We start from the raw sequence: 14,022 nt of genomic DNA on the forward strand, positions 1-14,022 counted from the left end.
GGGTCGGGCTGGGCTGGCCCTGGCCGATCTGGAGGTCGACGCAGTTGTAGAACGCCATGCCGGTGTCGGCGATGTTCCAGATGGCCAGCAGCTTGATGCGGCCGGTCCGGTTGCCCAGGTTCACCGCGTGGGTGACCGAGGACGGAGGCACCCTGCCGCGGTCGTTGAACACCGCGACCCGCTCACTGCCCACGTAGTACTCCCACGTGCTGGTGGAGTGCGGGACCGCGATGCGCCACTGGAAGTTCACCGTGCTGCTGACGCTGGTCACCGGCCACGCCCTGGAGTCGTCGCTGAGCGGGGCCCAGCGGGCGTCACCTGCGTGGCAGTTGCGCTGGCCCTGGCGGCCCTCGACGCTCTGCGGCTCCCAGATGATCTGACCACAGTTGGGCACCTTGCCCGCGGCGCAGTTGGCCTGCCGGCTCGGCGGGTTGGTGACGAAACCGTGCGCGGAGGCGGGCGAGGCGTTGAACACCACGGTGGTGATGGCAACGACCGCCATGGCTAAGAACGAAATCAACCTACGCATGTCACGCTTCCTTTGCGGTGGTGGCTGGGGGTTGACTCACCTAAATGTAAAGGAAAGTTTCCTAACAGTGAATGGATTCCGTCAGGAAAGGTCAATTACCCTGTCGGCCCCCGGCCGATGAAACCGCACGCCGGGGCCGTCGTGACCGGCCCAGCGGCCGAGGCCCGGTGGCCGTCCCTGGCCCGGTGGCGGTCCCGGTCAGGTGGCGGTCCCGGTCAGGTGGCGGTCCCGGTCAGGTGGCGGTCCCGGTCAGGTGGCGGTCCCGGTCAGGTGGCGGTCCGGTGGCGGTCCGGTGGCCGTCCCGGCCTGGTGACCCCCGGCTCGGTGGGCGGACGCTGCGGCTCACGAGCGTCTGACGGCGACCGCCTCCTGGGCGAGGCGGCGCAGGGCGGTCAGTACGCGGTCCCCGACCACGGTCCACACCAGCATGCGTTCGATGGACTCGTCCAGCGTGGCGGGGGCCGTGGCGAGGTCGAGGTCGGCCTCGGCGACGGCTTCCGCGGCGTCGGCGTAGCCGTCGAGGAGGCCGAGCGCGTCGCCCATGCCGAGTGACTCGGCCGTGGCGATCGCGGCGGCGAGCTGGGCGCGCGCCGGATGGGCGGCGCCGACCTGCCAGCCGCGCGCGGCCAGCAGTTCGTCGACGCGGGCCAGGCTCGCGGCGTCGCCGTCTGGCGGCCCGGCCGCCGGTTCCAGCCGGTCGCCCGACAGCGCGCGATGCGCCTTGCCCATGCCTTTCAGCGGCGACGTCGCGGGGTCGTCGAGTATGGCGATGACCCGCCTGGACGTCGCCACCGACAGGCCCCCGACCTCCAGCAGGGCGCGTACCAGGCGGAGTCTGCGCAGGTGGGCCTCGTCGTATTCGGCCTGGTTGGCCTTCGTGCGCGAGCCCGGCGGCAGGAGTCCTTCGCGCACGTAGTACTTGATCGTGGCCGCGGGCACGCCGGAACGCGCGCTCAGCTCGCCGATGCGCATCGCAGGTTCTCCTTCCGCGTCGCGGGTTCCTTTCTGATAGTGTCACTATCGATAGTTCTACTAACAGCACTTTCAGGCCGAGGAGGCGTCATGACCGACACTCAACCACGCGCCGACGGTTCCGATCCCACCGACAGCCCGCAGCCGGAGGGCCGGCGCACGCTGGGAGACCAGCACGCACCCGGAGACCAGCGCACGCCGGCCAAGCGGTACACGCGGCGCCGGCTGCTGACGACCGGCGTGGTGACGGCCGGCGCGGCCGCCGCGCTCGGCGCCGGCGCCGGGGCCTTCGTGGCGGACGACGGCACCACCCCGCCCGTCATCCAGCCCTCAGGACGCAGGCGGTTCGCCGGGAAAGTGGTGATCGTGACCGGCGCGACGTCCGGCATCGGGCGGGCGGCGGCCAGGCAGTTCGCGGCGGAAGGCGGAAAGGTCGGCTTCTGCGGCCGCCGCGAGACGCTCGGCGCCGAGGTCGAGCGCGAGATCCGGGCCGCCGGCGGCGAGGCCACCTACATCCGCGCGGACGTCCGCGACGAGGCCCAGGTGCGCGCGTTCGTCGACCAGGTCGCGCAGAAGTACGGCGGCCTCGACGTCTGCTTCAACAACGCGGGCATCACCCTGCAGAAGCCGCTGCACGAATACACCGCCCAGGAGTGGGACGACGTCGTCGGCACCAACCTGCGCGGCACGTTCCTCAGCATGAAGTACCAGGTCCCGCACCTGATCAGGCGGGGCGGCGGCACGGTGGTCATCACGTCGTCGTCCAACGTGCACACGACGTCGGAGAGCAAGGCCGCCTACACCGCCTCCAAGCACGGGCTGCTCGGGCTGGCCAACTGCGCGGCCTTCGACTACGCGAAGTACAACATCCGGGTCAACACGCTCATCCCGGGAACGACCAACACCGAGCTGGTCCGCGGGGTCGCCAACGCGCTTGACCTGCCCGACGCGGTCTGGGACCGGATGGCGGCCATCTGGGGCCGCGACAACGTGCCGACGCTGCGCCGGATGGCCACCCCGGACGAGATCGCCGTCGGAGCGCTCGCGCTGGCCTCGCCGGACTTCACCTACCTGACGGGCAACAGCCTGACCCTCGACGCCGGCGGCAGCTTCCACGCCTGAGTCTCCCCGCCAGAGCACGAACCACCGCTCACTGGACGGACTGGAGCTCCTTCAGGTACTCCCGCAACGGCTTCATCCCGGCCGCCGCGCGTCGTTCGTCGACCTGGGCCTCGTTCTCGATGGGCGTACGCGGCCGCCAGGCGCCCGTCGCGTCGGTCTCCCACTGCGTGCCGTACACCTGCGGCTTCTTCTCGGCGACCCGTACCCGGTCGATCAGGTACGCCAGGTCCGACGGGTCGGCGTCGTCGTCCTGCACCGCCGCGCGCATCAGCGCCAGGCCGCGCCGCTGCAGGTCGAGGTCGCGATCCGCGTGCTGGATGAGCGCCCAGGCGGCGTGCGCGCCGTCCTTGCCGACCAGTTCGTGGCCGGGCCAGCCGTGCGCGTCGAGTATCTGGCGCATCCGGTCCGTGTTGGCCTTCTCGACCCTGTCCCAGTCTTCCTGGGCGGCGTCCAGCGTCCGTACCTCCTGGTCGAGCTTGAGCATCCGCAGCAGCTCGGCCCGCAGCGCCGGGTGGGCGGGCGGCAGTGCGGAGTCGTCGGGGGCGGCCGCGCCGCAGGAGCTCGCCAGGAGCAGCAGGAGTGCGGCGAGCAGCCCGGTCAGTAATGCCCGCATGACGCGATCTTCCGGGATTTCAGTGGCAAATGACACCAATGCTGGAAAAGGCAACCGGAGGACAGGTCACCGTAACCAAAGGGTCAGGTGTCACCCTCACCACTCTGGTTACGTTCTGTATTGAGAAGATTACTCTTCGCCATCGGGGTCGCGTCCCTCACCCCCTCACCGGCCCTGTTCCCGTTACTCGAACACAAGCAGGTGAGATCTGTGCGCGTCCTGATCCAGCTTCGTCCCGACCCCGACGTGGTCGCCTCGGTGATCGACCCCGGCGTGGTCTCCCATGTCGCCGACGTGGTCGGCGACCTGCCCGGCGTCCTCATCGACCGGGCCTTCGCCCCCGTGGCCCTGCCCCGGCCGCGCTCCCCGCGCGGCGGCGGCCTGCTGTCCTCGCTCGCCTCGCTCCTCGACTTCTCGCTCACGCCGGACGACGCCACCGTGCTCATCCGCGGCGAGATCTCCGACGACGACGTCCCAGCCCAGTTGTCCGCGTTGTCCTCGGCGGTGCGCGAGGTCACCGGCGTCTTCGCCGACCCACCCATCCACCACCACGTGACCTGCGGAGACTCCGGCCCGGTCGGCGACTGGCACGACGTCGAACGCCTGCTGGGCGTCCGCGAACTGCACGAGGCCGGCTACGACGGCGAAGGCGTGCACCTGGCCATCGTGGACGGCGGCATCGACAAGGAGCACGTCGCCGCCAAGCTCGGCCGCGAGGTGCGCGTCGACGCCGGCCGGAGCTGGACCCCGCCGGGCGCGAACGGCAGCCCAGGCGCGTGGCCGACGGGCCACGGCAGCATGTGCGCGTTCGACGCGCAGATCGCCGCCCGCGCCTCCACCCTGCTGGACGTCGCCGTCCTGCGCAGCAGCAAGGGCACGATCGGCGGGGTGCTGTCCGACGCCCTGGCCGCCTACTCCCACCTGCGCACGGTCCTGACCGGCATGCCGGAACGCTCACGCGCGCTGGTGATCAGCAACAGCTGGGGACTGTTCCGCGACGACCAGGACGACTTCCGCCCGGGCCAGCCGGGCAACTTCACCGACAACCCGAGGCACCCGTTCAACGTCATGGTGGCCAGCCTGGAGCGGGCCGGCGCGGACATCCTGTTCTCCGCGGGCAACTGCGGCCGCGACTGCCCCGACCGCCGCTGCGGAGTGGACGACATCATCGGCGCCAACGGGCACCCGCAGGTGATCACGGTCGCGGGCGTCGACGTCCACGGCGAGCGCGTCGGCTACTCCTCGCAGGGCCCGGCCAGGCTCGCCGACAACAAGCCGGACATCAGCGCCTACACCCACTTCCTCGGCTCGGAGGCCACCGGGGCCGGCCAGGCCGACACCGGCACGTCCGCCTCCTGCCCGATCGCGGCCGGCGTGGTGGCCGCGCTGCGGACCAGGCACTCGGCCGCGCGGCTGTCGCCCGCCCAGCTCCGTACGCTGCTGCACCGCACCGCGGAGGACCGCAGCACGGTGGGCTTCGACCACGACTACGGCTACGGCATCGTCAACGCGCCCGCGCTGGTGGCGGCGCTGCGCAAGCACGACGAGCGCGCCGCCTGAGCGGTGCCGGAACCATGGTCCTGATCACCGTGCGCCTGGGCCCGGCGGCCGGGCTCGCCGACGCGATGGCGGCGCTGGGCCTGGACGAGCAGGACGTCGACCCCGACTACGGCCTGATCGCCGTCGACCCGGAGTCCGGCCTGTACGCCCTGCGGGTCACCCCGGAGGCGGCCGCCCGCGCCGGGCCCGAGGCGGGCGGCCCGTACGCCGACCCGCCGATCGAACCGCACGAAGGGCCCGGCTCTGAATGAGCCGGGCCCCTGGTGAGCCGGTGGCGCGCTGCTACGCGCCTACTTGGCGGCGTCGCTCGCCGCGGCCCAGTCCAGCAGGGTCTCGGCGTTCTGGAAACGCTGGCCCGAGCTGGGGGCGCCGAGCACCACGCCGACCAGCAGGCTGTCGTCACGCTCGGCGGCGAAGGCCAGCGTGTAGCCGGCCGCGCGCGTGTAGCCGGTCTTCACGCCGAGCGCGCCGGCGCTGCCGAGCAGGCGGTTGGTGTTCTTCCACGCGTAGGAGCGGTGCTCCGAGGTGGACGGCACCGAGTGGTACCTGGTGGAGGTGATCTTCTTCAGCGTCGGGTTGTCCAGGACCGCCTTGGCCAGGGCCACCTGGTCGCGGGCGGTGGAGTAGCCGCCACCCTGGTACGGCATGCCGTCGGCGTTGACGTACTGGGTGTTCTTCATGCCGAGCTTGGCGGCGTTGGCGTTCATCTCCGCGACGAACGTCTTGACGCTCGGGCCGTAGGTGCGGGCCAGCACGTGCGCGGCGTCGGCGCCCGAGGGCAGCATCAGCGCGTACAGGGTGTCCTCGACGGTGAGCGTGTCACCGGCGCGCAGGTGCGCGACCGACGCGCCGCCCTGGGACGCGTAACGCACGTCCTCGGCGGTGACCTTGACCTTGTCCGTCGGCTTGGCCTGCTGGAGCACCGTGTAGGCGGTCATCGCCTTGGTGATGCTGGCCACCGGACGGCGGGTGTCGGCCTGCTTGCTGAAGCGGACCTCACCGGTCTTGGCGTCGACCAGGTACGCCGCCGTGCTGGACACGGCCGGGCCGTTGGTGTCGCGGTGCATGTCGGAAGGGGCCGCTGTGGCGGCGGTGGCCGCCGTGGCCAGGGTGCCGGTGGTGACGGCGAGGCCGAGCAGGGCATGGGTGAGCCTGGTGGTGACGCGCATGAAGGGTTTGCTCCTAGCTTCCATACCGCCTACCGGGTTAGCTGACGGGTTCGGGCTGGGAAGTGCCCTACGGCGCGTGATCGCGCCGATTCACCCCGAAGGAGTGGGTCCCCGGTTCCACGCGAGCGTGGATTCGGCGGCCGCGCACGAGTGGCGCGGTCCGGGCAATGAACGGGCAAACGAACGCGATGGCTGTCCGTCGCCCTGAACACTTAAAGCTACCAGATCGGTAGATACAAGTCAAACAGCTACAAAGCGGACATATCGCTCAAGGCTGGCCAAGGTAAAGGATGGGCCCCCGGATCGCCTGTCTGGCAGGGCCTCACGCGGCGTCCGGCCGGGGGTCACTTGCCCTGCTCTATGCCATCCGCATACCTTCGATGGCAGTTACGGCGTACGTCCGGGCTGCGTGCAACGCACCGAACCCACGTACGCATGTCCGAGACCGCGTCCCACCCGTGCGAACACCTTCGCGTGTCACGCGTGACGCGGCCGCCGAATCCGCCTTCAGCGCGGAACCGGGGACCCACTTCAGTTGGGGTGAATCGGCGCTCTCACGCGCCGTAGGGGACTTCCACTCCCGAACCCGTCAGCTAACCCGGTAGGCGGCATGGAAGCAAGGAGCGACACCTCTGATGACCAGCAACGCCTTCACCCGTGCCGGTAAGCCCGCCAACCTCATCCGTTTCGCCGTCGGCGCGAGCATCGTGACCGTGGCCGCGCTCGCCGCCGCCCCCGCCTTCGCCGACCAGGAGTCCGAGGCCCGTACCCCGGCCATCGCGGCGGCGCGGAGCGTCGAGCAGAAGGACGCCGGCCAGGTGACCGCGCAGTCCGTGCTGAAGATCGCCGAGTCGCAGGTCGGCGTCAGCGAGAACGCCGCCGGCGGCGGCACCCCGTTCCACAGCTGGTACATGGCCTCGCAGCGGGCCAAGGAGACCGTCGCCCGCGACGGCGGCAGCCTGACCGCCTACGCCAACGCCCCCTGGTGCGCCATGTTCGTCTCCTGGGTGGGCGAGCAGGCCGGCGCCCGGCCCACCGTCGGCTGGGACGCCTACACCGTCACCTACGCCAAGTGGTTCGAGTCGAACGGGCGCTGGGGCGACGCGGCCAAGCCCGGCGCCGTGGTCTTCTACTCCTGGGACGACCGCTCGATCAGCAGCATCGACCACGTCGGCCTGGTGAAGCAGGACAACGGCGACGGCACGATCACCGCGATCGAGGGCAACACCGGCAACGGCAAGGTCGAGGAGCGCGTGCGTCCCAAGTCCCAGGTGGTCGGCTACGGCTACCCCGAGTACAAGGCCTGACATGTAGCAGCGACCCGCCGTCCGGGGGAGAGGATCTCCGCCGGGCGGCGGAGGCGTGGACGGACCGGTTCCGCGTCTCCACCGAGGTGGGCGGGTCCCCGGCCCGGATAGGGTCGGCCCCGTGCACGTGAACACCGGGAACCCCCGATGACGATCAGACTGGTCATCGCCGACGACCACGCCATGATCAGAGCGGGGCTGCGGCTGGTCGCGGAGAGCGCCGACGGCATCGAGGTGGTCGGCGAGGCGGCCGACGGGACCGAGGCCGTCGCCGTCGCCCGCCGGGAGCGCCCCGACGTGCTGCTGCTCGACCTCGTCATGCCGGGCATGAACGGGCTGAAGGTCGCCCGCACGCTGCTCGCCGACCCCGTCGCGCCCAGCGTCGTGATGCTGACGACGTTCGGCAGCGACGAGAACCTGCACCAGGCGCTGCGTACCGGCGTCAACGGGTTCCTGCTGAAGAGCTCGCCGCCCGAGCACCTGGTCGAGGCGATCCGGGTGGCGGCGGCCGGGGACGGGCTCATCGACCCGGCGGTGACCATGCGGGTGATCACGTCCTTCGCCGCGAGCCCGGTGCTGAAGCCGCCGCCGGAGCTGGCCACGCTCACCGAGCGCGAGCACGACGTGCTGCTCATGATGGCGCGCGGGCTGTCCAACAGGGAGATCGCCGAGCGGGCCGGGGTCGGCGAGGCCACCGTACGCACCCACGTCGCCCAGGTCCTGCGCAAGCTGGGGCTGCGCGACCGGGTGCAGGCGGTGGTGCTGGCCTACGAGTCGGGCATCGTCCGCCCGGGCACGACCTGACACCGGCCGGGCACGACCTGACACCGGCGGGGCCCCGGCCGCGCCGGACGGGCCCGCGCGGCCGTCGCGTGGCGTAGTTCGCGGCACGGCCGGGAATGCTCTCGGCGTGCCCGGAGCGCCGGTCGGCGGCCGCCGCGCACAGCGTCGCCGTCAGCAAGGAAGGTGATCGCGTGTCCCAGCCCGCCCCGGCCGCGGCCCCGGCGCGGACCCCCGCGTGGCGTTACGCCGTCGGCATGTTCGGCACCTCCATCCCGATCAACATGATCAAGGGGTCGACGATCCTGTTCTACGTCGACATCCTCGGGCTCGACGTACGCGCCTACGGCGCGGTCATGGTGATCTACGCGATCATCGACGCGATCGACAACCCGGTGCTCGGCCACCTGTCCGACCGCACCAGGAGCCGGTTCGGCAGACGCCGGCCCTGGCTGCTGGTCGGCGCGCCGATGCTGGCCGCCTGCATGATCGGCTTCTTCTCCGCGCCGGCCTCGCTCGACGGGCTCGGCCTGCTGCTCTGGTTCGCGGTGTTCGCGATCCTGTGCGAGGCCTTCGACTCGATGCTCAACGCCAACTACGGCGCGCTGCTGCCCGAGCTGTACCCGAGGGAGCGCGACCGCGCCGTCGCCAACGCGCTGCGCCAGGGCTTCCAGCTCGTCGCGCTGGTGATCTCGCTCGCGGTCACCCCGCTGCTCACCACGGAGGTGTTCGGCACCGAGCGCTCCACCCAGGGCTTCCAGATCACCGCGATCATCTACGGCGTGATCGCGTTCGCGGTGATCGCGTTCATGGCGCTGAGCGCGCGCGAGAACCCCCGCTACGCCACCCGCGAGCGGCCGCTGCTGCTGCCCAGCCTCTGGTCGATCGTGCGCAACCGGATGTTCTGGACGGTCGGGCTCACCGGCGCCTGCTACGGGATGGCCATGGCGCTCGTCCTGGCCGGCATCCAGCTCTACGTGCGTTACTCGCTCGGACTGCACGTCGCGAACGCGCTCTACCTGCAGGGCATCGTCATCCTCGTCTCCGCGGCAGGCCTGGCGGTGTGGACCCGCGTCGTCGCGCGGCGCGGCGCGCTGTGGACGTGGCGGCTGGCCTTCGCGGTGCTCGCCGCCGGCTTCGCGGCCCTGTTCTTCGCCACCGGCCTCGGCACCGCGATCGCCGCCGGGGTGCTGCTCGGGGCCGGCTGGTCGGGGATGCTCGCGACCAACGACCTCATCGTGGCCCGGGTCCTGGACGCCGACGCGGCACGCAACGGCGAGCACCGCGAAGGGCTCTTCCTGTCCGCGTTCGGCTTCTTCACCCGGCTCAACGGAGTCGTGATCGGGCTCGCGCTCACCTCGCTCGGCGTGTTCTTCGGCTACAACTCGGGAACGGACCCGGGTGGCGACCCCGGGCTCGCGTTCCGTATGTATTTATGCGTGTACCCGTTCGTGCTGACGACGATCGGCGCGGTCGCGGCGCGGTTCATCTCGGTCCCGATCGAGACGCCGCCCGACGCCGCCGAGCCGGTCGAACCGCCGCCCCCAGGCCCCGTGGACGCGCCCGCCGCGGAGCGCCCCCGATGACCCGCCGCGTCGTGATCACCGCCGACGACCTCGGCCGCGAGCAGGGCACCACCGACGTCATCGCCGAACTGCTGGCCGAGGGCCACGTCTCCGCCACCACGCTCATCTGCGTCTCACCCGCCGCCGAGCAGGCCACCAAGCAGATCGCGCAGTCCGCCGTCGTGCCGCGCGTGCACGTCACGCTCACGGGCGAACGCGACCTGCCGCGCTGGCGGCCGCTCACCGACGGGCCGAGCCTCACCGAGCCGGACGGCACGCTCAGCGCCGACCCGTACGCGCTCGGCGCCCGGGGCGAGGCCCACGACGTGCTGCGCGAGGCCGACGCCCAGCTGCGCTGGATGCGCGACAGGGAACTGTCGCCGGTGGCGGCCGACTCCCACGCCGGCACCCTCTACGGGCTGCACGGCCGGTCCTGGCTCGCGGAGACGCTGCACTGGTGCGCCCGCCACGGCCTGGCCTTCCGGCTGCCGCGTGACCCCGGGCCGTACTTCGGCGGGCCGCTGCCGCCGCCGCTCGCCGCCGAGCACGAACGCGCCGTCGCGCTCGCCGACGCGCTCGGCGTGGCCGTCCCGCGCACGATCGCCACCAACCGCCGCACCGCGGCCGAGCTCGGCGCCTACGAGCACCTGCGCGAGGACTACCTGCGCCGGCTGGCCGCGCTCCCCGAGGGCGTCAGCGAGCTGTTCCTGCACCCCTCGCGCGAGGACGCGGTCACCGGACCGGACGGCGTGGTGCGAGCCTGGGAGACCAGGCTGCTCCGCGATCCGGTCTGGCACCGCGCCCTGGAGAGCGAGGGGATCGAGGTCGTCGGCGGCTGGTGGGACTGAACCCAGGCCGCGGGAACCGTCAGGTCCCCGACGGCAGCCGCCGGTCGAAGTCGCGGACGACCTCGGCGTACCCGCCGCCCGGCGCCCGGACGATGACGCCCGTCTCCACCCCGTGCGACTTCGTCTCGGCCTCCTGCCAGCGCAGCGCCAGGCAGATCCGGCGGGTCAGCTCGAAGGCCACGATCGGCCCGATGACGACGGCGACGCGGAAGAACCAGGTGACCGCGAACAGCGACAGATGGAAGTGGTGGGCGAGCTGGTCGTTGGCGGCGGCCGCCCACAGCAGCCCGTAGAACGTGATCCCGGCCGCCCCGATCGCGGTCCGCACGGCGGCGTCACGCGGCCGCTCCAGCGTGTGGTGCAGGCCGCGGTCGCCGGTCAGCTTGCGCTCGATCAGCGGATAGGCGGCCAGCAGGGTGAAGAAGGCGCCGGGCACGACCAGCGCCGGGATCAGCACGGACAAGGTCAGCGGATGCCCCGCGATCACCGGCTCCCAGCCGGGCATGATGCGGATGGCGCCGTCCAGGAAGCCCATGTACCAGTCGGGGACGGCGCCCGCGCTGATGGTTCCCGGGCGGTTCGGCCCGTACAGCCAGATGGGGTTGATCTGGACCACGGCCCCGAGCACCGTGAGCACGCCCGCCGTCGCGGCGAACAGCATGAGCGAGCCCAGCCGCGACACGCGCACCGCGCCCGGGTAGTGCGTGGCGCCGTGCCGCCGCAGCAGCCACCGCCTGGCCGCGAACAGCCCGGCCATGACCAGCGGCAGCGCCAGCACGTGCAGCCAGTAGAACAGCGGGATGACCTGGTCGCCGGGCACGGCGTCGCCGAACAGCAGCCCGGTCAGCCAGGTGCCGACGAAGGGGATGGACTGGGTGATGCCCTGGATGAGCCCCAGGCTGCCGCCCGAGAGCAGGTCGTCGGGCAGGATGCCGCCCGTGACGCCGGCGGCCATCCCGGTCAGGAGCAGGCCGACCCAGATGAGCCAGTTCAGGCCGCGCGGGCGGCGGAAGGCGCCGGTGAAGAACAGGCGCAGCAGGTGCAGGCAGACCGCGGCGATGAAGACCAGCGTGGCCCAGTGGTGAACCTGCCTGATCAGCAGCCCGCCGCGCACCTCCAGGCTGATCTCCATGGTGGAGGCGAAGGCTTGGCTGACCGGCACGTCACGCAGCGGGGCGTACACGCCGTCGTAGGTCACCAGAGTCATGTCCGGGTCGTAGAACACCATCAGCCCGGCCCCGGTGACGAAGAGCACCGCCAGGGAGTACAACGCGATCTCACCGAGCAGGAACGACCAGTGGTCCGTGCGCGATCTCATGCCCATAAGACGCCGGGCGCGCGGCGAATGTGACATCCGCGCACGTGACCTCCGCCACTGACCGGCCGAGGCCCCGGCGCGTGCCGGGGCCTCGGCGGCGTTCACGCGGCGTTCACGCGGCGGGCCGCTTGAGGATCTCCAGCAGGCTGGTGGCGCTGTCGCCGGCCCGGCCCGCCGCCATGCCGCGCCGGAAGACCTCCAGGACGGCGGCCGGCAACGCGGTGTCGACGCCCGCGTCCCTGGCGGTCTCGACCACGTGGTCGACGCTCGCCACGCCCATGGACAGCCGTTCGACCTCGCCGGAGAAGTTCCCGGCGTCCAGGCGCGGGGTGTAGAAGCCGAGGAAGTCCGGCATCGAGGCCAGCGTGCCCGAGGCGTAGGGCAGCAGGTCGGCGGCGGTGATGCCGTTGGCCTCGGCGACGGCCACGGCGTGCAGCCAGGACAGCGTGGTCGTCCAGAAGATGTCGAGCTGGAGCTGGTAGAACAGGGCGGCCAGGCCGGGGTCCGCGCCCCGGTAGTCGGTCCCGCCGATCACCTCCAGCGTGTCCTTGTGTGCGGCGAAGACGTCCTCGGGGCCGCTGTAGAAGGTGAAGGACTCCGGCGCGCCGATGCCCGAGGGCGCGGAGTTCACCCCGCCGGTCAGGTACCGGGCGCCGTGGCCCGCCGCCCACTCCGCCGCCCGCCGGGACTTGTCCGGCGTGTCGGAGCTGAGGTTCACGATGGTCCTGCCCGCCAGCGCCTCGGGGGCCTGGCCGAGGATGTCGTACATCGCCTGGTGGTCGGTCAGGCTCAAGAGCACCAGCTCGCTCGCGGCCAGCGCGTCGCGCACCGACGGCGCCAGGACCGCGCCCTCGGCGACCAGCGCGTCGGCCCTGCTCGCCGTCCTGTTCCAGACCGTCACCCGGTGGCCCTTGCCGAGGAACGCGCGCACCATGGCCTGCCCCATCGGGCCGAGTCCGATGAAGGTCAACTCCTGCCTGCTCATCCAGCACTCCTCTAGATCGAACGTTCTATTTAGAGTGAAGGTAGCACAGGACTAGGACGAACGTTCTATTCAGTCGCGTGGCCCGCGCAGCTCCCTGGTCGCCGAGCGGTAGGCGCGGGCGACGCCGGTGAGCATGCTCAGCATCAGCGGCACCTGCTCCGGCGTGTACTGCTCGCGGATCGCGTACAGGTGCCGCTCGGAGGTGTCGCGGGTGGCGTCGTACTCGGCCATGCCGCTCTCGATCAGCTCCACGGTGACCATGCGGCGGTCGCGTTCGCCGCGCACCCGCCGGACGTAGCCGGCCTTCTCCAGCCGGTCGATGAGCCGGGTGGTGGAGGCGGACGGCAGCCCCAGCTCCTCGGAGATCGCCCCGACCGGGAGCGGCCCGCGCATCTCCAGCAGGATCAGGGCGGCGACGTCCACATGGTGCACGCCCAGCCGGTCGGCGATGGCCTCGATGTGCAGCATGACGGCGATCAGGAATTCGCGGAAGACGTCCTCTTCTGGGTGCTTGTCGATCACCTTGCCCAATGTACTTCACTTCGATGTATCTTTGATTCGGAGTTACTTCGTTTTGGAGGAAATATGGACGTGCTGGTGATCGGTGCCGGAGTGGGCGGTCTGGCCGTCGCCCGGAGCCTGCTGTCCGCCGGGCACCGGGTGCGGATCTTCGAGCAGGCGCCGTCCCTGCGCACGGGCGGTGCGGGGCTGAGCATCTTCAGCAACGGCGCCGCCGTCCTGGACGATCTCGGCGTCAGCCTGGACGGCGCCGGCGGCCGCTTCGACCGGATCGACGCGCTGACCTCGGACGGCAGGCTGCGCATGCGTTCCGACATGGCGCACGCGGCCGAACGCTTCGGCTTCCCGAACAAGTCGGTCTCCCGCCGCCTGGTGCTCGAACGCCTGTCGGACGGGCTGCCCGCCGACCTGATCGCGTACGGCACGGCCTGCCGGAGCGTGACCCAGGACGCCGACCGGGTCACGGTGACCTTCGACGACGGCTCGACGGCCACCGGAGACCTGCTCATCGGCGCCGACGGACACCACTCGGTGGTCCGGCGGGCGCTGTGGGGCGACGTGCCGATCAGGACCGCCACCTTCGGCACCTGGCAGGCGCTCAGCCGGATCGACATCGACCTGGCCCGCACCCACCTGCACCTCATGATCACAGGACCGGAGGGCGCCTGCGGCATGATCCCGGCCGGGGACGGCATGCTCCAGTGGTGGTTCGACGTCCGCTGGACGCCCGGCGAC

15 protein-coding genes and 2 riboswitches are annotated in these 14,022 nt (G+C 71.5%); of the genes, 8 read left to right on the forward strand and 7 right to left on the reverse strand.

Going from position 1 to position 14,022, the window contains the following annotated elements; all coding sequences use genetic code 11:
- Both HII36_RS47630 and HII36_RS47635 read right to left on the reverse strand, forming a co-directional pair.
- Window positions 1-529: lytic polysaccharide monooxygenase auxiliary activity family 9 protein (locus tag HII36_RS47630; protein WP_173530000.1), on the reverse strand; the 529-nt coding region annotated here is incomplete at its 3' end.
- Window positions 530-871: 342 nt separating this feature from the next.
- Complete coding sequence (locus HII36_RS47635; RefSeq protein WP_173530001.1) at window positions 872-1,501, reverse strand: MerR family transcriptional regulator; 630 nt, start codon at window positions 1,499-1,501, stop codon at window positions 872-874.
- Between the two features lie 90 nt (window positions 1,502-1,591).
- Here HII36_RS47635 and HII36_RS47640 point away from each other — a divergent pair, with 90 nt between their 5' ends.
- Window positions 1,592-2,623 (forward strand): SDR family NAD(P)-dependent oxidoreductase, encoded by a 1,032-nt coding sequence (locus HII36_RS47640; protein ID WP_173530002.1) that lies wholly within the window; start codon window positions 1,592-1,594, stop codon window positions 2,621-2,623.
- A 28-nt stretch (window positions 2,624-2,651) separates the two neighbouring features.
- On the opposite strand, the gene HII36_RS47645 is transcribed toward HII36_RS47640, so the two are convergent.
- The gene (locus tag HII36_RS47645) at window positions 2,652-3,236 is read right to left on the reverse strand and encodes a DUF6624 domain-containing protein (protein WP_217370862.1); all 585 of its coding nucleotides are present in this window, start codon (window positions 3,234-3,236) and stop codon (window positions 2,652-2,654) included.
- Window positions 3,237-3,446: 210 nt separating this feature from the next.
- Between HII36_RS47645 and HII36_RS47650 the strand changes: the two genes are divergently transcribed.
- On the forward strand, window positions 3,447-4,796 hold the full coding sequence (locus HII36_RS47650; protein ID WP_173530003.1) for a S8 family peptidase: 1,350 nt from the start codon (window positions 3,447-3,449) through the stop codon (window positions 4,794-4,796).
- Between the two features lie 14 nt (window positions 4,797-4,810).
- Window positions 4,811-5,047 carry a hypothetical protein gene (locus HII36_RS47655; protein ID WP_173530004.1) on the forward strand — a complete coding sequence of 79 codons (237 nt, stop codon included), beginning with the start codon at window positions 4,811-4,813 and terminating at the stop codon, window positions 5,045-5,047.
- Between the two features lie 39 nt (window positions 5,048-5,086).
- On the opposite strand, the gene HII36_RS47660 is transcribed toward HII36_RS47655, so the two are convergent.
- Entirely contained in the window at window positions 5,087-5,965 is an 879-nt protein-coding gene (locus tag HII36_RS47660; RefSeq protein ID WP_173530005.1) for a D-alanyl-D-alanine carboxypeptidase family protein, read from the reverse strand.
- Window positions 5,966-5,976: 11 nt separating this feature from the next.
- A riboswitch (cyclic di-AMP (ydaO/yuaA leader) is annotated at window positions 5,977-6,114 on the reverse strand.
- Window positions 6,115-6,448: 334 nt separating this feature from the next.
- Window positions 6,449-6,588: riboswitch (cyclic di-AMP (ydaO/yuaA leader) on the forward strand.
- Window positions 6,589-6,600: 12 nt separating this feature from the next.
- Here HII36_RS47660 and HII36_RS47665 point away from each other — a divergent pair.
- The 4 genes from HII36_RS47665 (at window position 6,601) to HII36_RS47680 (ending at window position 10,465) form a co-directional block, all read left to right on the forward strand.
- A complete protein-coding gene (locus HII36_RS47665) occupies window positions 6,601-7,272 on the forward strand; it encodes a CHAP domain-containing protein (protein ID WP_173530006.1) in 672 nt (223 codons plus the stop codon).
- A gap of 147 nt (window positions 7,273-7,419) precedes the next feature.
- Window positions 7,420-8,076, forward strand: a complete 657-nt coding sequence (locus tag HII36_RS47670) for a response regulator (protein ID WP_173530007.1) — start codon at window positions 7,420-7,422, stop codon at window positions 8,074-8,076.
- Window positions 8,077-8,246: 170 nt separating this feature from the next.
- The gene (locus HII36_RS47675; RefSeq protein WP_173530008.1) at window positions 8,247-9,638 is read left to right on the forward strand and encodes an MFS transporter; all 1,392 of its coding nucleotides are present in this window, start codon (window positions 8,247-8,249) and stop codon (window positions 9,636-9,638) included.
- Window positions 9,635-10,465, forward strand: coding sequence for a carbohydrate deacetylase (locus tag HII36_RS47680; protein WP_173530009.1), 831 nt, complete (start codon window positions 9,635-9,637; stop codon window positions 10,463-10,465). Before HII36_RS47675 ends, HII36_RS47680 begins: the two co-directional genes overlap by 4 nt.
- Before the next feature lie 19 nt (window positions 10,466-10,484).
- Here HII36_RS47680 and qcrB read toward each other — a convergent pair whose 3' ends face one another.
- From qcrB to HII36_RS47695, 3 genes are all read right to left on the reverse strand, one after another.
- On the reverse strand, window positions 10,485-11,783 hold the full coding sequence (gene qcrB, locus HII36_RS47685; protein ID WP_173530010.1) for a cytochrome bc1 complex cytochrome b subunit: 1,299 nt from the start codon (window positions 11,781-11,783) through the stop codon (window positions 10,485-10,487).
- A 112-nt stretch (window positions 11,784-11,895) separates the two neighbouring features.
- Window positions 11,896-12,768 (reverse strand): NAD(P)-dependent oxidoreductase, encoded by an 873-nt coding sequence (locus tag HII36_RS47690; protein ID WP_173530011.1) that lies wholly within the window; start codon window positions 12,766-12,768, stop codon window positions 11,896-11,898.
- 69 nt (window positions 12,769-12,837) lie between these two features.
- Window positions 12,838-13,290, reverse strand: coding sequence for a MarR family winged helix-turn-helix transcriptional regulator (locus tag HII36_RS47695; RefSeq protein ID WP_217370864.1), 453 nt, complete (start codon window positions 13,288-13,290; stop codon window positions 12,838-12,840).
- Window positions 13,291-13,353: 63 nt separating this feature from the next.
- Between HII36_RS47695 and HII36_RS47700 the strand changes: the two genes are divergently transcribed.
- Window positions 13,354-14,022 (forward strand): FAD-dependent oxidoreductase (locus tag HII36_RS47700; RefSeq protein ID WP_217370865.1); only part of this gene is annotated, 669 nt, incomplete at its 3' end.

The sequence above is a fragment of the Nonomuraea antri genome, assembly GCF_013283785.1.
Lineage (GTDB): Bacteria > Actinomycetota > Actinomycetes > Streptosporangiales > Streptosporangiaceae > Nonomuraea > Nonomuraea antri.